Annotated in this window: 18 protein-coding genes; 11 read left to right on the forward strand and 7 right to left on the reverse strand. The window is 70.6% G+C overall.

Features of this window, described 5'->3' with window-relative positions; genetic code table 11:
* Positions 1-6 precede the first annotated feature (6 nt).
* From FHS44_RS02190 to FHS44_RS02210, 5 genes are all read left to right on the forward strand, one after another.
* The gene (locus FHS44_RS02190) at positions 7-1,932 is read left to right on the forward strand and encodes an alpha/beta hydrolase family protein (protein ID WP_184712159.1); all 1,926 of its coding nucleotides are present in this window, start codon (positions 7-9) and stop codon (positions 1,930-1,932) included.
* Positions 1,933-2,156: 224 nt separating this feature from the next.
* A complete protein-coding gene (locus FHS44_RS02195; RefSeq protein ID WP_184713393.1) occupies positions 2,157-3,092 on the forward strand; it encodes an ABC transporter permease in 936 nt (311 codons plus the stop codon).
* Positions 3,089-3,913, forward strand: coding sequence for an ABC transporter permease (locus FHS44_RS02200; protein WP_184712160.1), 825 nt, complete (start codon positions 3,089-3,091; stop codon positions 3,911-3,913). The genes FHS44_RS02195 and FHS44_RS02200 overlap by 4 nt, the downstream gene beginning before the upstream one ends.
* 1 nt (position 3,914) lies before the next feature.
* Complete coding sequence (locus tag FHS44_RS40585; RefSeq protein ID WP_184712161.1) at positions 3,915-5,681, forward strand: ABC transporter ATP-binding protein; 1,767 nt, start codon at positions 3,915-3,917, stop codon at positions 5,679-5,681.
* A 62-nt stretch (positions 5,682-5,743) separates the two neighbouring features.
* The gene (locus tag FHS44_RS02210; RefSeq protein ID WP_184712162.1) at positions 5,744-6,238 is read left to right on the forward strand and encodes an SRPBCC family protein; all 495 of its coding nucleotides are present in this window, start codon (positions 5,744-5,746) and stop codon (positions 6,236-6,238) included.
* 7 nt (positions 6,239-6,245) lie between these two features.
* Here FHS44_RS02210 and FHS44_RS02215 read toward each other — a convergent pair whose 3' ends face one another.
* From FHS44_RS02215 to FHS44_RS02225, 3 genes are all read right to left on the reverse strand, one after another.
* Positions 6,246-6,809, reverse strand: coding sequence for a YwqG family protein (locus tag FHS44_RS02215; protein WP_184712163.1), 564 nt, complete (start codon positions 6,807-6,809; stop codon positions 6,246-6,248).
* Positions 6,810-6,943: 134 nt separating this feature from the next.
* The gene (locus tag FHS44_RS02220; protein ID WP_184712164.1) at positions 6,944-7,576 is read right to left on the reverse strand and encodes a hypothetical protein; all 633 of its coding nucleotides are present in this window, start codon (positions 7,574-7,576) and stop codon (positions 6,944-6,946) included.
* Between the two features lie 152 nt (positions 7,577-7,728).
* Positions 7,729-8,343 carry a hypothetical protein gene (locus FHS44_RS02225; protein WP_184712165.1) on the reverse strand — a complete coding sequence of 205 codons (615 nt, stop codon included), beginning with the start codon at positions 8,341-8,343 and terminating at the stop codon, positions 7,729-7,731.
* Between the two features lie 181 nt (positions 8,344-8,524).
* Between FHS44_RS02225 and FHS44_RS02230 the strand changes: the two genes are divergently transcribed.
* A complete protein-coding gene (locus FHS44_RS02230) occupies positions 8,525-8,920 on the forward strand; it encodes a RidA family protein (protein WP_184712166.1) in 396 nt (131 codons plus the stop codon).
* Positions 8,921-8,927: 7 nt separating this feature from the next.
* Here the strand turns inward: FHS44_RS02230 and relB are convergent, their stop codons facing one another.
* From relB to FHS44_RS02245, 3 genes are all read right to left on the reverse strand, one after another.
* Positions 8,928-9,536 (reverse strand): type II toxin-antitoxin system RelB family anti-toxin, encoded by a 609-nt coding sequence (gene relB / locus FHS44_RS02235; RefSeq protein WP_184712167.1) that lies wholly within the window; start codon positions 9,534-9,536, stop codon positions 8,928-8,930.
* A gap of 48 nt (positions 9,537-9,584) precedes the next feature.
* Positions 9,585-12,470 (reverse strand): helix-turn-helix transcriptional regulator, encoded by a 2,886-nt coding sequence (locus FHS44_RS41595; protein ID WP_184712168.1) that lies wholly within the window; start codon positions 12,468-12,470, stop codon positions 9,585-9,587.
* 109 nt (positions 12,471-12,579) lie between these two features.
* Positions 12,580-12,753, reverse strand: a complete 174-nt coding sequence (locus tag FHS44_RS02245; protein ID WP_184712169.1) for a hypothetical protein — start codon at positions 12,751-12,753, stop codon at positions 12,580-12,582.
* Between the two features lie 384 nt (positions 12,754-13,137).
* On the opposite strand from FHS44_RS02245, the gene FHS44_RS02250 reads away from it, so the two are divergent.
* The 5 genes from FHS44_RS02250 to FHS44_RS02270 all read left to right on the forward strand — a co-directional run bounded on the left by FHS44_RS02250 (position 13,138) and on the right by FHS44_RS02270 (position 17,715).
* On the forward strand, positions 13,138-14,145 hold the full coding sequence (locus tag FHS44_RS02250; protein WP_246435052.1) for a M4 family metallopeptidase: 1,008 nt from the start codon (positions 13,138-13,140) through the stop codon (positions 14,143-14,145).
* Between the two features lie 144 nt (positions 14,146-14,289).
* Positions 14,290-15,228, forward strand: coding sequence for a deoxyribose-phosphate aldolase (deoC, locus tag FHS44_RS02255; protein WP_184712171.1), 939 nt, complete (start codon positions 14,290-14,292; stop codon positions 15,226-15,228).
* Positions 15,229-15,232: 4 nt separating this feature from the next.
* Positions 15,233-16,660, forward strand: coding sequence for an aldehyde dehydrogenase family protein (locus FHS44_RS02260; protein WP_184712172.1), 1,428 nt, complete (start codon positions 15,233-15,235; stop codon positions 16,658-16,660).
* Entirely contained in the window at positions 16,653-16,850 is a 198-nt protein-coding gene (locus FHS44_RS02265; RefSeq protein WP_184712173.1) for a hypothetical protein, read from the forward strand. Before FHS44_RS02260 ends, FHS44_RS02265 begins: the two co-directional genes overlap by 8 nt.
* Positions 16,843-17,715, forward strand: a complete 873-nt coding sequence (locus FHS44_RS02270) for an aldehyde dehydrogenase family protein (RefSeq protein ID WP_184712174.1) — start codon at positions 16,843-16,845, stop codon at positions 17,713-17,715. The genes FHS44_RS02265 and FHS44_RS02270 overlap by 8 nt, the downstream gene beginning before the upstream one ends.
* 269 nt (positions 17,716-17,984) lie before the next feature.
* Here the strand turns inward: FHS44_RS02270 and FHS44_RS02275 are convergent, their stop codons facing one another.
* Complete coding sequence (locus FHS44_RS02275; protein ID WP_184712175.1) at positions 17,985-18,422, reverse strand: DUF6941 family protein; 438 nt, start codon at positions 18,420-18,422, stop codon at positions 17,985-17,987.
* Positions 18,423-18,429 lie beyond the last annotated feature (7 nt).

The raw sequence follows: 18,429 nt of genomic DNA on the forward strand, positions 1-18,429 counted from the left end.
CCGGTCTTGCCAGGTGGTTCTTCGGTCTCGACGGGTTCTGGGTCGGCCGCCGCGGGGTTGCGGGCGCACGCGGCCCTGGCGGCTCTGCGGGTGCCCGAGGCCGTGGCCCTGCACCCGGACGGCACCCGTGCCGCCTGCGTCCTGCCTTCCTCCGGCGCCGGACCCCTCGCCCACGTGCTCGATCTCGCGCGCGGAGACGCCGTACCCGTCCCCGAGGTCCCGGGGCGTTGGCACGCGCTGACGCGCTGGCTGCCCGACGGGCGGCTGTTGCTCGCCTCCGGCGACGGGGACCTCCTCGACCACGTCGAGGTCCGGGCGGGGGACGGTCTCGCTCCTGTCTGGCGGGTCAGGGTGGCCGGGGAGATCGAGGACCTGGTCGCCGACGCCGACGACACCGTTCTCGTACGGCTGGCGGACCCCGGCAGCGAGCGCGACGGCAGCCATCTGGGGCTCCGGGTGGCTGACGCCGCCGATCCCTTCGTCAGGACCCCGGGTGGGCGGCTGCGGCGGCTCGCCCTGGCCAGGATCGGGGACCCGGCCCCGAGGACCGTCCCCACTCCCGGTCTGACGGTCTGGGAGGCCGACTGGCGTGACGGTCTCGCCCTGGCCGTGACCTCGGTGGACGAGACCCCCGCCGGGTACTACCGGCCCAGACTTGACCTGCTCGACCCGGCCACCGGGGAGAGCAGGACCCTGATGACCACCTCCTGGCAGCTCAGCCGTCCCCGGCTGGCCCCCGGAGGCCGTACCGCCGTCGTGGTCGAGGGACTGTCCATCGTCTCCGGCCGGGTCGTCCACCTCGACCTGGAGAGCGGTGCGGTGACCTGGCTGACCGCCGTTGACGACGTCACCGACCTGGGCTGGCTGGACGAGCACACCCTGTGGTTCACCGGCTGGTCGGGAACCGGCACGCACGGCGGCACCATGACCGCCGAGGGCCGGGTGCTGAGCCGCTGGACGGCCTGGGGCACCCTCGGTGGCCGTGACGGGCAGCCCTCGCTGTCGCCGGACCGTACCGGCACGCTCGCCGCCGCCGTCTGGGAGACGGCCGGGCAGCCCCCGGAGATCGCGCTCGCCACGCTCACCGAGGGGGACTGGCGGCAGGTCACGGCCCTCAACGGGGATCTCGCGCGGCTGGCCGTACGGCAGGAGGAGGTGACCTGGACCGGGCCGGGCGGGCTCGCCGTACAGGGGCTGCTGCTGACCTCGGGGGAGGCGCGGGGGCCGAGGCCGCTGGTGGTGGTCGCGCACGGCGGGCCGACCTGGCTGTGGTCGAGCGCCTTCGCGCCCGCCGAGTCCAACCAGCTCGCGCTGCCGCTGGCGCACGCGGGCGCCGCCGTACTGCTGCCCAATCCGCGAGGGAGCAGTGGTCGCGGACAGGACTACGCGCGGGGGGTCGTCGGGCACGTCGGCGAGGAGGACCTCGGGGACGTGCTCGCCGGGACCGACCACCTCGTGGCGGCCGGGATCGCCGACCCCGGTCGGATGGCGGTGCTCGGGCTGAGCTACGGCGGCTATCTCAGCGCGTGGGCGGTGACGCGAACCAGGAGGTTCAGGGCGGCGGTGGTGATGTCCGGCGTCGCCGACTGGCTCAGCTTCGCCACCGCGAGCAACCTCGCGGGCGGCTACGACCCGCTGTACCACCGGGGCGCCGACGTGACCACCCCCGAGGGCAGGGAGTTCCTCGCGGCCCGCTCCCCGGTCTGCCACGCCGCCGCCGTGACCACCCCGACGCTGATCCTGCACGGCGCGGAGGACAGAACCACCCCCGCCGGGCAGGCGGACCAGCTCTATCGTGCCTGGTCAGCGGCCGGAGTACGGACCCAGCTCGTCGTCTACCCTCGGGAGGGCCACGAGCTGACCGAGCCGGGACACCGTCACGACGCGGCCGGACGCGTGCTCGCCTGGCTGACGGAGAACGGGGTGCTGTGATGGCCGGGCGGAACCGGGACACCTCCCCACCGGACGGGGAATCCCAGGAAGCACACGACCGCGTCCAGGGAGACGGCTCACCCGGGGACGTCCTGGGAGGCGGCCCGGGCGGGGTCTTTCAGGGAGACGCCTCGGGCGAACGCGCTCAGGATGACGGCCCGGGTGAGGACCCCCAGGGAGGCGGCTCGGGTGGGGGTGCCCGGGGAAGCGGGTGGGGTGGGTTTCTGGGGCGGAGGCTGCTGGGGACCGCCGTTGTTGTCGTGTTGGTCTCCGTCGGCGTGTTCTGCCTGCTCTACCTCGCCCCCGGCTCGGTTCAGCAGACCCTGCTCGGCACCCGGCCCGCCACCCCCGAGACCGTCGCCGCCATCCAGGCCCGCTACCACCTCGACGAGCCGTTGCCGGTGCAGTACCTCACCTGGCTCGGCGGCGTCCTGCGCGGCGATCTCGGCGTCTCGATCAGGACGGGTTCCCCGGTCGCGGACATGATCGGTGAACGGCTGCCGCTCACCCTCGCGCTCACGGGGTACGGCACGCTGCTCGCGGTGCTCGTCGGCGTTCCCCTCGGGATCGCGGGAGCCGTACGGCGTGGCAGGGCGACCGACAGGTTCGTGGTCACCGCCGGAGTGGTCGGGCTGAGCGCCCCGCCGTTCGCCGTTGGGCTGCTGTTGCTCGTGGTCTTCGCCGCCTGGCTCGGCTGGTTCCCCGTGTACGGCACCGGTGAGGGCTTGGTGGACCGCATCTGGCACCTGACGCTGCCCGCCGCCGCGCTGGCCGTGGGTGCCATCGGCATGCTGGTCCGCTTCAGCAGGGCCGCGCTGATCCGCGAACTCGACCAGGACTACGTGGTCTTCGCCAGGGCACGCGGCCTGGGCGGCGCCGGGGCGCTGGCCTACGCGCTGCGCAACTCGCTCGTGCCGATCCTCACCGCCGCCGGGCTGGTCGTGACCGGCATGCTGGCCGGGACCGTGCTCGTCGAGGTGACCTTCGCGCTGCCCGGTCTCGGCTCGCTGCTGGTCGACTCGGTCACCTTCAAGGACGTGCCCGTCGTCCAGGCGCTCGCGCTGCTGCTCACCCTGCTCATCGCCGCCGTCAACCTCCTGGTGGACGTCGGCTACTCCCTGGCCGACCCCCGGGTCAGACTCGGCGGGAGAACCTCATGAGGCCCGGGTGGCTGCGGGCGCCGGTGAGCGTGGCGGTCGCGCTCCTGGTGCTGGTCCTGGCGGCCGTCGCCGCCGCGTTCGCCCCCTGGATCGTGCCCGGCGCGACCGCGCAGGACCTGATACTGGGCATCAGCGGCCCCGGCCCCGGGCATCCGCTCGGCACCGACGACCTGGGCCGCGACGTGCTGAGCCTGCTGGTCGCCGGGGCCCGTACGGCGGTGCCGGGGGCGCTGTGCGTCGCGGTGGGCTCGATGGTCGTCGGCAACCTGGCCGGGCTGCCCGCCGGATACCTCGGCGGCTGGGTGGACGCGCTGGTCATGCGCTGGGCCGACCTGGTGTTCTCGCTGCCCGCCCTGCTGGTCGCCATCGTCGTGGCGGGCGTGCTCGGCGGCGGGTACGGCCTGGCCATCGTGGTGCTGGTCGTACTGTTCGCGCCGACCGACACGCGGGTCGTGCGCGGAGCCGTACTCGAACAGCGGCACCGTCCCTACGTCGAGGCCGCGCGGATGAAGAACCTGTCCGCCTGGCGGATCATGACGCGGCACGTGTGGCCGAACATCGCGCCCGTCGCGCTGGCGAACGTGTTCCTCAACTTCGCCTACGCCCTGGTCTCGCTGGCCTCGCTGTCGTTCCTCGGCCTCGGCGTCGCGGCCGGATCACCCGACTGGGGGCGGACACTTTCCGACAACCGCACCCAGTTCCTGGCCAATCCCTGGACGGTGATCGCCCCCGGTCTGGCGATCATCGCCGTCGCCGCCGCGCTCAACATCGTGGGCGACTGGCTCTACGAACGCGTCGATGCGCGGGGAAGGGCACGCTGAGATGGCACACGAGGGCGGGATCACGGTCGAGGGACTGACCGTGCGGCAGCCGGAGACCGGCAGGACCCTGCTGTCCGAGGTCTCCTTCGACGTCGCGCCGGGGGAGTCCCTCGCGATCGTCGGTGAGTCGGGCTCGGGCAAGTCGCTCACGGTCAGGGCGACGCTCGGCCTGCTGCCCCGGGGGCTCGACGCCACCGGACGGGTGGTCATCGACGGGGTGCGGGTCGATGACGATCCCCGCGCCCGGGCCCGGCAGCGCGGCGGCGTGGTCTCCCTCCTCATGCAGGACCCGTTCACGCTGCTCAACCCGCTGCGCCGGGTGGGAAGGCAGATCGCCGACGGGCTGCCGAAGGGAGCCGACGCCAGGACCGAGGTGCCCCGGCTGCTGGCCGAGGTCGGGCTGCCCGCCGACGTGGCCGGACGGTACCCGTTCCAGCTCTCTGGCGGCATGCGGCAGCGCGTCGGGCTGGCCGCCGCGCTCGCGGGCGGGCCGCGTGTGCTGGTCGCCGACGAGCCGACGACCGCGCTCGACGCGACAACCCAGCGCGAGGTGCTCGCCCTGGTCAGGCGCGTCCAGCGGGACCGGGGCATGGCGTTCGTGCTCATCACCCACGACCTGCGGCTGGCCTTCTCCACCTGCGACCGGGTCATGGTCATGTACGCCGGGCGGATCATGGAGACCGGTGGGGCGGGAGCCGTACGGGACGAGCAGCTTCACCCCTACACGCGGGCCCTGCTGGCGGCGGAACCGCCCGCCGACCGGCGCCTGGCCGTCATCCCCGCCGTCCCCGGCTCGGTGCCCGCCCATGACGCGGTCGCAGAGCGGTGCGCCTTCGCCGCGCGCTGCTCCCTGGCCGTGCCCGACTGCCTCGCCACACGGCCAGAGCCGCTCGCCGTACGGCCAGGCCGCCTGTCGGCATGCCTCCGCGCCGCCGAGCTGCCCGCCAGGCCCGCGCCCGCGCCGGGGGTCGCGCCGGGGCCACCGGTCACGGCCGCCCCGCTGCTCGACCTTCGTGACCTGCGCAGATCCTTCGCCGGGGCCGTCCGTCCCGCCCTCGACGGGGTGAGCCTCACCGTCGCGCCCGGCGAGGTGGTCGGCGTGGTCGGGGAGTCGGGATCGGGCAAGACCACGCTCGCCCGCTGCGTCGCCGGGCTTGAACGCCCCGACGCGGGCACGGTCACGCTGGACGGGATGGACTGCTCCGACTACGGCAGGCTGGGCCGTACGGCGGTGCGCCAGGCCAGACGCACGGCGCAGATGATCTTCCAGGACCCGTACTCGACGCTCAACCCGGCCCGCACGATCGGGGCGACCCTGGCCGAGGCCCTGCGCGCCGACGGCCGCCCGGCCTCCCCCGGAGACGTCGCCCGGCTGCTCGGATCGGTCGGGCTGAGCCGTGACATGGCCGGGGTGCGGCCCGCGGGGCTGTCCGGCGGCGAACGTCAGCGGGTCGCGATCGCCCGCGCCGTGGCGGGGGAGCCCCGGCTGCTGATCTGCGACGAGCCGGTCTCCGCGCTCGACGTCTCGGTGCAGGCGCAGATCCTCGCCCTCCTGTCCGACCTGCGGGAACGGCTGTCCATGGCGATGCTGTTCATCACCCACGACCTGGCGGTCGTCCGTCAGGTCGCCGACCGGCTGTACGTGCTTGAGGCGGGCCGGTGCGTGGAGACGGGCCCCGCCGACCGGGTCCTCGACGCACCGTCCCACCCCTACACCCGGACTCTCCTGTCGAGCGTCCCCACCGGCTCCCCGAACTGGCTCTCCTGAGTCAGGACCCTGTCCCTCGTCGCGGTACGGTTCCACCAAACGCGGGCCGATGGGGAAATCGCATGCGAAACGTTCAGCAACGGTCGATCGACGCGTCGGCGGACGAGATCGGCGCACTCCTGGAGCGGGTGGCCACCTCCGACGGCCATCTCTGGCCCGCCCCGGCCTGGCCGCCGCTGGTTCTCGACGCGGGACTGACCCCGGGGTCGAAGGGCGGTCACGGCCCGATCCGCTACAGCGTCTCCGAGCGTGAGCCAGGGCGCCGTCTCCGCTTCGTCTTCGATCCGGCGCTGGGACTCGACGGGCACCACGAGTTCCTCGTCGTCGCGGAGGGGCCGGACCGCTGCCGTCTCACCCACACGATCCTCGGCACCGCCCGGGGCCGGATGCGGGTCCTGTGGCCGCTGGTGATCCGCTGGCTGCACGAGGCCCTGGTACACGATCTCTTCGACAACATCGAACGCGCCGCGACCAACCGGGTGACCCACCCTAACCGCTGGTCACCCTGGGTCCGCCTCCTACGACGCCTCAGAAAAACCTCCCGCCGCCGAGGCTGACCGTGGTTCAGGTGCACTGCCACAGAAAACGGCCTTCAAGACCGTCCCCGCTGATGAACCCGTAGCCCACCCCGGCGTCGCCGAAGGTCACGTGGTTGCTTGAGGCGAGCTGGAAGAGGAACGACCAGGGACCGCCAGGAGGGTACTCCTCGTCCTGTATCCAGTCTGGTTCGCCGTACATCCTGGACTCGGCGTGCTCCAGGTCTCCGGGGCATTCGGGCTCCAGATCGACCAGCACTCCACCCCGGGACGACGACTCCCACGAGGGGACGATCGTCGTGAGGAATGACGGGACCCGGCCCGGCTGGACGATCAGTGCGTTCTTGCCCGCCTCGGGCTCCCACGTCTCCTCGCAGTCGCCGCACATGAACAGGTAGGCCATCCGAAGCTCCTCGTCCGGCAGCCGGAACTGTCCGACGAACCCCATCGGGTTGTCCCACCTGGCGCAGAGCGGCCACTGCGGTTCCCCGACCCAGTCGGGGGCGCCGCCGATCCTGGTCGCGAACCTGTCCACGGGGCCGTCGGCGTCCCTGAAGAACATGACGTACGCGAGATCGTCATTCGTGATCACGCGCACACCGTAGTGGGGGACGGTGACGTTTTCCTGAGTCGTGTTGGGGCCGCCGGTCCGTGGGACCGGCGGCGGTTCTGGTGGGATCGGGGTCACGGGGGCGCCGGAGGCGGCCGGGGCCGGGTGACGGAGGGTCAGGACCAGTAGGGGCGGGCGCGTTCGGCGGCGGTGGCGAGGGCCTCGCCGTCGATCTTGGTGAAAGTCAACGGTACGTCGAACGCGGGCCACTGGACCACGAACTCGAACGGCTCGGGGGGCGGCAGCGGCCACAGCCACAGGTTCCAGTGGCCGGTGGCCATGCGGTCGCTGCCGCCGTCACCTCCGCCGCCCCCGCTGCCCAGGCGCAGGACCGGTCCCTCGGGGCGCGGCGGTGGCCACTCGTCGGAGTGCGTCCTGCCCTCCACGGTCGTCGCCTTGGTGCCGTCGGGCAGGCGAACGCCGAAGCGCAGGACCTCGTCCTTGAGGAGACGGCTGGGACGGGTCCGGTGGCGGCGGCCCTCGAACATCAGGCCACGCCGTTCCCACCAGGTGTCCTCGTCCTCGTCGAGGAGCCGTCGTGCGGCGAGCCGGACGTGGAACTTCACGTTCTCGGGGAACGCGACGGCGCTGGCGAGCACGATCGCGAGCGCGTCGTTCTGGAACAGCGTCTTCTCAACGGCCACGGTGCCGCCGAGCAGATCCTTCGGGGGGCCTGTCCACGGCGGCTGATCTCTCTCCTCCGCGGCCACGTCCCGGCCGCGTCGTGGAGGGGGGGTGAAGAAATCCATGCGGTTCAAAGTACGCAACCCCGTGGTCCGTCCGGGCGTTTTTACGTGACATGGCACCCCATAAGTGCGGTGTCCTGATCAGCACGCCACGCCCATATAGACTGATTTATCCAGAAAAATCCCCTTTCCGTACGGCTTGCGCCCCGGGCAGGTCAGGGCCAGTAGGGGTGGGCCCGCTCCGCGGCGGCGGCGATCGGGGCACCGTCGATCTCGGTGAAGGTCAGCGGCACCTCGAACAGGGGCCACTCGACCGCGAGCTCGAACGTCTCGGGCGGCGGCAGCGGCCACAGCCACAGCGGCCAGTGCGCGGAGAGGAAGTCATCGCTCCCCGAGCTGTTGCCCGAGCGTCGGCAGTGCAGGACCGGGGCGTCCGGGCGCGGGGGAGGCCAGTCGCCGGTGTGGTCCAGGGCGCCGTCCACGGTCGTCGCCTTCGACCCGTCGGAGAAGCGGATTCCGAATCGGATGGTCTCGTCCAACGAGGAGCGGTGACGGCTGTGGACGTTGAACATCCGCTCGTAGCGGTCCCACCAGGTGTCGTCGTCGATCTCCTCCGACCTGCGGGCCGCCATCCGCACGTTGAACCTCACTCCCTCGGGGAAGACGAGGGCGTCGGTGAGCACGATGGCCAGTGTTTCGGAGTGGAAAAGCGCCAGGTCGAGAGGGGCGGCGGCGCCGACGAAATCCTCGGGAGGGCCGAGCCAGGGCGGTCTCCTTTCCCGCTTCTCCGGTTTCCTCTCACGGGGCGGTGGTGCGGTGAAGAATTCCATGGGGAAATGCTATGTGAATTCCGTTGCCTTTTAAAAAGTGGAAGGAAATCCATTTATCTGATTTAGGGTCACGGTTTTCCCGGTGCCCGCCGTACGGCATGGGCAGCCCGGCGGGGGCGCAGGCAGAAGGACCTGGCAGAGTCTCAGGTGTCAAAGATGACACAGCATTAGGAACGGGATCATGACATCCATCGAGTTCGGAACGCCCTCGACCCTGCCGCCGACCAACGGCTACAGCCATGTGGCGAGCATTCCCCCCGGCAGCAGGATCGTGTGGACCTCGGGGCAGGTCCCGATCGCCGCGGACGGGACGGTCGCGGACGGCTGGGAGGCGCAGACCCGCCAGGTCATGCGGAACGTGGAGGCCGCCCTCGAAGCCGGGGGAGCGGGCTGGGACGACGTGTTCAAGCTGACGATCTTCGTGGTGGACACCTCGGCGCTGGCGACCGTGCGGGTCGTACGGGATGAGTTCATCAACCTTGAGCGGCCCCCGACGAGCTCCCTCGTCCAGGTCGCGGGCCTGTTCCGCCCGGACCTCCTCATCGAGATCGAGGCGGTGGCCGCCGTCGCCCCGTAGGGCGGCGTCAGTCCTCGGAGAAGGAGATCAGCGTCAGGACGCGGCAGGGGACGGCGCCGGTGACGTAGACGTGGTCGGACTCGGAGGCGAAACGCAGCGCGTCCCCCGCCGTCAGCGTCACCGACCACTGCGCCGTCTCGACCGTCACCTCCCCCGAGACCACGTAGGCGTGTTCGACCGACCCCCGGCCGTGTGAGCTCTTGGCGCTTCGGGTCCCGGCCGGGATGTCGCCCTCGGCCAGCTCGAAACGGCGGCGGTCGGGGGCGGCGAACAGGGTGCGGATCGCGCTGTCGCCGACCAGCAGGGGGACGTTCTCGACGCGCCGGATGACCTCGGGACCCATCAGGTTGACGCGGGTCAGCTCGCCGAAGGTCAGCCCGAGGGCGGTGGCCAGCCGCGAGAGCACCTCGACCGTGGGGTTGGCGACCCCCCGCTCGACCTGGGAGATCAGCGCCTTGCTCACCCCGGTCAGCTCGGCCAGCTCACGGACGCTGAGGCCGCGCGCCAGGCGGACCCGGCGCAGGTTGGCGGCGATAGCGTCACGCACCCCGGCCGCCTCGGTGGGAGCCCCGAGGGAGCCGGACACGTCGAAGGCGACGCCGTTCTCGCTCCGCATGGGCTTCCCCTCTTCCCGCTCCGCGTACGCCTCACATGATGCAGGACGTCAGCCGATGAGGGCGAGGCGATGGGCCGCGGCGGCGGCCTCACCCCGGGTGGAGACGCCCAGCTTGCCCAGGATGTTGGAGACGTGCACGCTGACCGTCTTGGCCGAGATGAACAGTTCGGCCGCGATGTCGCGGTTGGACAGGCCCCGGGCGACGAGCTTGAGCACCTCCTGCTCCCTGGGCGTGAGCGGCGTCACCGGGGTGGGAGCCTCGCCACCCCTGGCGCCCTCCTCGGTGAGGGACACCCCGATCCTGCGGGCCAGCGCCTCGATCTCCAGCGTCAGCGGCTGGGCCGTCAGCGCGACGGCGATGGGATGGGCCGTGCGCAGCCGTACGGCGGCGCCGTCGCGATCACCCGCGCCCGCCGCGGCTCGCCCCGCGTGGAGCAGCGACTTGGTGCGGGGGACGGGCCGTTCGAGCCGCTCCCAGGCGATGGCGGCGGCGTCGTGGTCGCCGTTGACGCTGAGCCGGTAGGCCTCGGCGACCGGGCTGTGCACGCCCATCGTGGCCCCGACCTCCTGGATGCGGGCGCGCAGCGCCGTCGTGCGCTCCGGCGCGAGCGGCCTGACGGTCTCGGTGACCGTGGCCAGCATGGCGAGCACCCGCCAGCCCAGCATGGGCTTGCTGGTGAGCTGAGCCTCCTCGGCGACCCGCTCGGCCAGGTCGAGCGCGACGAGCGGCTCACCGTCGAGCAGGTGCAGGCCGATCCTGAGCCGGGTGTTGGCCGAGCGCTCCTGGGTGAACTCCTCCATGACGGTGAACGTCTCGACCTCGTTCAGCACCGACCTGACCACCTCGGTCTCGCCCCGGGTGATCGCCACGTCGGCCCTGATGCGGCGCAGGTGGTGACGGGTGCGCAGCGGCGGGTCCATGGTGAGCGCCTGCTCGGCGAGCTGGGCGGCCTCGTCGAGACGGCCGAGCGCCTCAAGGGCCTCGGCCCGGTTGTTGGCCAGGAACGTCCCCGAGACGCGGTAGCGGCCGTACTTCCTGGCCAGCCGTTCGCCTTCGAGGGCAAGCTCGACCGCCTCGGTGGAGCGGCCCATGTTGTTGAGGGCGTCCACGGTGTTGCTGAGTGCCCGCAGCACGATGCGGCCCGAGCGTTTGCGCTCGCCGATGGCCTGGGCTGTCGCGTTGAGGGCCACCGTCTCCTCAAGGCGCCCCTCGATGGAGGGTCCGAGGGCGAGGTTGAGCAGCAGGTCGGCTTCCAGGCACTCGTCGTCGTGCTCGCGGGCGATGCGCAGCGCCTCCTCGGTGAGCGCCGTCCCTTCGGCCAGCTCACCGCTGAAGATCAGGAAGGACCCCAGCCTGGACAGCACCGCGGCGCGCTCCGGGCTCGGTTCGGGGACCAGGCGCGCGGCGTAGCGGAGGTTGTCGAGCGCCCCCGGCTTGCGCTTGGACATCTTGAACTGGGCCAGCCGTACGACCAGCTCGGCGACCCGGCCCGGCTCGGCCTCCTCGTCGAGCTCGTCGAGCGCCGCCTTGACGAACTTCATGCCGCGGTCGAGCTCCCCGCAGGCGTGGGCGGCCTCGGAGGCCTGTTCGAGGACCGTGGTGTGGTCGACGCCGATGCGCGAGGAGGCGTCGGGGACCTTGTTCCACAGCGTGAGCACCCGTTCGAGCAGCTGCATCTTCTCGTTGTAGGCGAAGGTCTTGGCCGCCTTGTCCGCGGCCTCCCAGGCCGAGATGAGGGCCCACAGGTCGTCACGGGCGGAGTACCAGTGGTGGGCGATCTCGATGGCGGCCCGGCCCATGGGGACCAGGGTGCGGTCCCTGCCGATCTCCTCGGCGAAGCGGGCGTGCAGCCGTACATGCTCACCGGGCAGGAGCTCGTCGTGTACGGCTTCGCGGATCAGGGCGTGCCGGAAGGCGTAGGCGCGGCCGTCGGCGACCTGGAGCACGTTGGCCGCGATGGCGGGCCGCAGGGTGTCCTCAAGATCGACGTCGGACAGGCCGCTGACGGCGGCCAGCAGGTCGTGGCCGACCCGGATGCCACCCGCGGCGGCGATGCGCAGCAGCCGCTGGGTCTCGTCGGGAAGCTGCTCGACGGAGCCGAGGATCAGGTCGTGCAGGGAGTCGGGATAGGTGCAGTCGCTGTCGCATTCGAGCAGCGCCTCGACGAACAGCGGGATGCCCTCGCTGCGCTCGAAGACCTTCCCGACCCGGGGGAAGTCGGGGGTCGTGCCGAGGATGCCCGCCATCTGGGCGGCGACCTCGTCACGGGTGAGCCTGGGCAGCTCCATCCTGACGACCCCCTCGACCCGGCCGAGCTCGGCCAGCACGGGACGGAGCGGGTGCTGACGGTGCAGGTCGTCGGAGCGGTAGGTCAGGATCATCAGGACCGGCGCGGTGCGCAGGTTGCGGCTGAGGAAGGCGAGCAGGTCACGGCTCGACCGGTCGGCCCAGTGGATGTCCTCGATGACCAGGATCACCGGGCGGCGCTCTGCCAGCCGTTCCAGAAGGGTGAGGATCTGCTCGAAGAGCCGCCCCCTGGCGATGTCGGTCTCGACCTCGCCGCTCGGCTCGCCGAACTCGGGCAGCAGCCGGGCGAGGTCACGCGCGCCGCCGACCGGCAGCAGCGCCGCGACCTCCTCGGCGCTCGTCTCACGCACGAGCTGACGGATCGCCGCGGTGAACGGCGCGTACGCCAGGCCCTCCGTGGAGAGCTCGACGCAGCCGCCGATGAGCACGTGCGCGCCCCCGTCGGCGGCGTGCTCAGCGAAACACCCGATCAACCGTGACTTGCCGACCCCGGCCTCGCCCCCGAGCAACAGCGTCACGGCCGCGGCACTCCGGGCCTGCTCGAACGACTCAGACAGGGCGGCGAGTTCAATCTCCCGTCCTACGAAGACGGGGCTTGCCGCCCGACCCACCATGTCTTCCAGCATGTCATGCCTTTTAGAACTCCTCTTCCCATTTATCTCTCGGCGAAGGGGGTCTACGGGGGGCGAGGCGCCCGGCCGGGCGGGTGGGGGCGGCCGGGCTCTCGTGGCGTGGTCATGCGGAGGCGGGCTTGCGGAACAGACCCCTGCGGCGCTCGCCGGAGGACTGCTTCTTGTCCTGTGCGTCCTGCCGGCGGGTGGCCTCACGGGCGCGGCGGTACTCGACCGCCTCCCGGCGAAGCTCGGCGGTCCGCTGCTCGATCAACTGGTGGTGAAACTCGGGAACCATGGTGGCTTCCTTCCTGGCCGGGGTCGCTGCCCCGGATGGTGCGACTTCCTTACACCTTCGAGACTCCTCCTAAGGCCCCCGCCGTCACATCGGACGGATGCCCTATCTCTGGGCCGCCGACGGCCGGGGGGATACCTAGGCGGGGGGCCGCCCGCCTTAGGTGCCCTCCTGGGCGGGGGTACGGGACCGAATACGGCCTCCTGGCTTTCCGATATCCACTTTCTCGACAAACTTCCATACTGCGGAAATATGGCTATTTAAGGGGTTCTTTCCGGTTGTTTTCGGTGTCATGTTTGGAGCAGCCCGGCCGGCTGTGGCTCCTGACCGACAAGGAGCATCAGGATGAATCCCAGAACGACGTTGGCCGTGGCTATGGCTATGGCTATGACTGGAAGCGCGCAGGCCGTCTCCCCGGCGCGGTTCCTCCAGGGAAGCGGCAACAGCCACTTCAACGGCAACCCGGTGACCATCCAGACCACGAGGTCAGGATCCACTTACTCCCTGACCGACCCCACCCGCCCCGGCCTGAAGTGCGCGAACGCGGCGGGAGTCGTCTTCACCAAGCCGGTCGACACCTGGGGGAACGGGCAGGGCACCAACCTGGAGACCGCCTGCGTCGACGTGATGTTCGGGGTGCAGAAATTCTCGGACATGCTCGCCCAGTGGCTGGGACGAAACGGTATCGACGGCGCGGGAAACAGTTATCCCGCCCGGGTCGGGCTGAACCAGCTCGAGAACCAGTGGAACGTCAGCTCGGTCCACTTCGGCCACAACCAGGCGAACACCAAACAGCTCGTCTCCCTCGACATGGTCACCAACGAGTACGGCCAGATCGTCTTCAACACCACGGGAAACGGCGGAGGCCCGGCCGCGACCCCGGAGGGGACCGCGCTCGCCGAGTCCACCGGGGACATCTTCGGCGCCATGAACGAGCACTACGTCAACCACCCGGTCGCCCTGGACGAGCCGGACTACACGGTCGGCGAGGAGGTGAACGTGTACGGCGCCGGCCCCATCCGCTACATGTACAACCCGTCCCTCGCGGGCCATCCCAACTGCTACACCTCGGCGCCCATCACCGATCCGAGCAGCGCGGCGGGGCCGCAGAACCACTGGTTCTACCTGCTGGCCGAGGGCACCAACCCGCCCGGCAAGCCCGCCAGCCCGGTCTGCTGGGGCCCCTCGACGCTGACCGGCCTCGGCATCGTCAAGGCCGGGCGGATCTTCTACGCCGGGCTCCAGCTCAAGACCTATCCCTGGACGCACGGCAAGGCCAGGGCCGCCACCGTCCACGCGGCCAAGACGCTCTTCGGCTGCGCGGAGGTGAACGCGACCAAGGCGGCGTGGACCGCCGTCAACGTCTCCCCGCAGGCCGGTGAGGTGACCTGCTGACCGGTTCTTTCTCCGACGCCGTCCGCCTCCTCGGGGAGGTTTCTCCGAGGAATCGGCGAAAGTTGACGAAAACCGGTGCTGGGACTGGGCAGCGCCCAGTTTGGAACTAATCACACCAGTCGGCATGCTGGAGTGGTGTCGACTATGACTCCTTCGCTCGCCGACGTGGCCTCGTCCAACGTGGCGCTGCGAAACCTCCTCCACGGCCTACCCGGTGTCGACCGTGTGGGCGCCGACCAGCGAGCCGCGATGCTCGGCACCCGATCAATCAAGACCACGTCCAAGGCACTGGCCATCGACCTGGCCATCCGCATGGTGGACCTGACCACCCTCGAAGGGGCCGACACGCCGGGCAAGGTGCGCGCGCTGTGCGCCAAGGCGGTCCGCCCCGACCCCGGTGACCCCTCGGTGCCGAAGGTGGCCGCGGTGTGCGTCTACCCCGACATGGTCTCCCGCGCGGTCGAGGCCCTCGCCGGTTCCGGGGTGCGGGTCGCCAGCGTCGCCACCGCCTTCCCCAGCGGCCGTTCCTCCCTGGAGGTCAAGGTCGCAGAGACCGCCTTCGCGGTCGGGGCCGGGGCCGACGAGATCGACATGGTGATCGACAGAGGGGCCTTCCTGTCCGGCGACTACCTCAAGGTCTTCGAGGAGATCGCCGCGGTCAAGGCGGCCTGCGGTACGGCGCACCTGAAGGTGATCCTGGAGACCGGCGAGCTGGCGACCTACGACAACGTACGGCGCGCGGCATGGCTGGCCATGTTGGCGGGGGGCGACTTCGTCAAGACCTCGACGGGCAAGGTCCAGCCCGCCGCGACCCTGCCGGTGACGCTGGTGATGCTTGAGGCGGTCCGCGACTTCCTGAGCATCACGGGCCGCAAGGTCGGGGTGAAGCCCGCGGGCGGCATCAAGACCACCAAGGACGCGATCAAGATGCTGGTGCTCGTCAACGAGACCGTCGGCGACGGCTGGCTCGACCCCGACTGGTTCAGACTCGGCGCCTCCAGCGTCCTCAACGACCTGCTGATGCAGCGCCAGAAGCTGGCCACGGGCCGCTACGCCGGTCCCGACTACTTCACCCTGGACTGATCCGATGTTCGAATACGCACCGGCCCCCGAGTCCCGCGCCGTCGTCGACATCAGGCCCTCCTACCGGCTGTTCGTCGGCGGGGAGTGGACCGACTCCCAGGGCGGCACCGCCCACAAGACCGTCAACCCCGCCTCCGAGGAGGCGCTGTCCGAGGTCGTCTGGGCCACCGAGGCCGACGTGGACAGGGCGGTCGGCGCCGCCAGGAAGGCCTTCGGCGTCTGGTCGGCGCTGCCCGGCTCCGAGCGGGCCAAGTATCTGTTCAGGATCGCCCGCATCATCCAGGAACGCTCGCGCGAGCTGGCCGTACTGGAGACGCTGGACAACGGCAAGCCGATCCGCGAGTCCCGGGACGTGGACCTGCCGCTGGTGGCGGCGCACTTCTTCTACTACGCGGGCTGGGCGGACAAGCTCGGCCACGCGGGCTACGGCCCCGACCCCAGGCCGCTGGGCGTCGCGGGCCAGATCATCCCGTGGAACTTCCCGCTGCTCATGCTGGCCTGGAAGATCGCACCCGCGCTGGCCTGCGGGAACACGGTCGTCCTGAAGCCCGCGGAGACGACGCCGCTGACCGCGCTGCTGTTCGCCGAGATCTGCCAGCAGGCCGACCTGCCGCCGGGTGTGGTCAACATCGTGACCGGCGCGGGCGAGACCGGCGCGGCCCTGGTGAACCACCCGGACGTGAACAAGATCGCGTTCACCGGCTCGACCGAGGTGGGACGCCAGATCGCCAGATCCGTGGCGGGCTCCGGCAAGCGGCTCACCCTGGAGCTGGGCGGCAAGGCGGCCAACATCGTCTTCGACGACGCCGCGCTCGACCAGGCCGTGGAAGGCGTCGTCAACGGCATCTTCTTCAACCAGGGGCACGTGTGCTGCGCGGGCTCCCGCCTGCTGGTCCAGGAGTCGGTCGCCGAGGAGCTGCTTGAGGCGCTGAAGCGGCGCCTGACCACGCTGCGTCTCGGCGACCCGCTGGACAAGAACACCGACATCGGCGCGATCAACTCCGCCGCCCAGCTCGCCAAGATCCGCGAGCTGTCCGAGGCGGGGGAGGCCGAGGGAGCCGAACGCTGGTCCCCGGCGTGCCCGCTGCCCGAGCGGGGCTACTGGTTCCCGCCGACGATCTTCACCGGGGTGGCGCAGTCACACCGGATCGCACGAGAGGAGGTCTTCGGACCCGTGCTGTCCGTGCTGACCTTCCGCACCCCCGCCGAGGCCGTGGAGAAGGCGAACAACACCCCCTACGGCCTGTCCGCGGGGGTGTGGACCGAGAAGGGCTCCCGCATCCTGTGGATGGCGGACCGGCTGCGTGCCGGCGTCGTGTGGGCCAACACCTTCAACCGGTTCGACCCGACCTCGCCGTTCGGCGGCTACAAGGAGTCGGGATACGGCAGAGAGGGCGGACGACACGGGCTGGAGGCCTATCTCGATGTGTGACCACCGTCAGTCCAAACGCCGTAGCCGCCGCTCCCAGGCGACCAGGGGACACGGCTTCGCCAGGGCGGGACGTCCCGCGCTGCGCGGCTGGTTCGCCCACCGGTGCGGGGTGAGCCGCTGCGGCCAGATCTTCGTGCCCGCCCGCCTCTCCCAGCAGGAGAGCAGTTGGAGGGGACGCGGCGATGAGTAAGACGGATCCGGTACGGCTGGCCGTACGGAAGACCTACAAGCTGTACATCGGCGGGGCGTTCCCGCGCTCGGAGAGCGGAAGGTCCTACCCGGTGACCTCCTCCAAGGGCGACTTCCTGGCCAACGCCGCCAAGGCCTCCCGCAAGGACGCCCGTGACGCGGTCTCCGCCGCGCGCAGGGCGTTTCCCGGCTGGTCGGGCGCGACGCCGTACAACAGGGGACAGATCCTGTACCGCGTCGCCGAGATGCTCGAAGGGCGTCGGGCGCAGTTCGTCGCCGAGCTGGTCGACGCGGGCACGGGCAGGGCCGAGGCGGGCAGGAACGTGGACGCGGCCGTCGACCGGCTGGTCTGGTACGCCGGATGGTCCGACAAGATCACGTCGATCGTGGGAGCGGCCAATCCGGTCGCCGGGCCGTACTTCAACCTCTCGACACCGGAGCCGACCGGGGTCGTCGCGGTCGTCGCGCCCGAGGACCCGCTGCTTGGGCTCGTCTCCGTCGTCGCCCCGGTGATCGTCACCGGCAACACCTGCGTCGTGGTGGCCGGGGAACGGGCGCCGCTGCCCGCCGTCACGCTGGCCGAGGTGCTGGCGACCTCCGACCTGCCGGGCGGGGTGGTCAACATCCTGACCGGCTCGACGGCGGAGATCGCGCCCTGGCTGGCCTCGCACATGGACGTCAACGCCATCGACCTTACCGGCGTCACGGACGCGGAGCTGGCGGTCGCGTGCGAGGAGGCCGCCGCCGAGAACCTCAAGCGGGTCCTGCGCCCGACGGGCGGAACCGACTGGTCAGCCGACCCCGGCACCCGCCGGATGACCACCTTCCTGGAGACCAAGACGGTCTGGCACCCGACGGGAGTGTGAACCGCTCTACCCACCGGGCCACTGTTGGTGAATTAGGTCAAGGGCTGTGAGCTACAGCGGTCCCGCTATCGCGGGACCGCTGTAGACGCGCTTTCAGCAGGTGGACATCATTCGGCTTGATGCGTGGCTTGTCGATGCCCCACCGGCCCCGATCTGAACCTCTAGCCTCGCGACGCTGTGTCTGTCCGCGCGACCTGCCAACTAATGTGCCAATGGTGGCGTCATGTCTGAATCTCAACGGAGGGATTGGAGGGGATGGGAACAAACGTTCAGTTGTCGGTGCCCGAGGGGGTTGCTTCACACACACGGAACGAAGATCGCCACGCCTCGTCGGTGTGGCCATCGACCTCAACTTGCCATGTGTACACGCCAGGCTTCAGTTGCAGTTGCGTGTTGAACGCCACGGGCATGTACAAGTCATCGCCAGGCTGGGCATACGCCGGCCGTCCGATCTCAAACTCCCCGGCCACCTCGATGGGAGAGTCTTCGTTGGGGGGGTCCTCTCGCCTGACGACCTCCCCGGCCTCTGTCACAAGGCGAACCCTGAAGTTGATCCGCTTGCCACTCTCATCCCACGGGACATGAAAGATCACTCCAACTCCGCAGGCAAGTCTCCCAGGGCCAACGAAACTCCAGCCGCCACCTGAGACGAACAACTTACCTTCAGCGACCTGCACATGATCGGCGAGTAACAGCGTGACCTTCATGTCGGCT

The organism is Streptosporangium saharense (assembly GCF_014203715.1).
Lineage (GTDB): Bacteria > Actinomycetota > Actinomycetes > Streptosporangiales > Streptosporangiaceae > Streptosporangium > Streptosporangium saharense.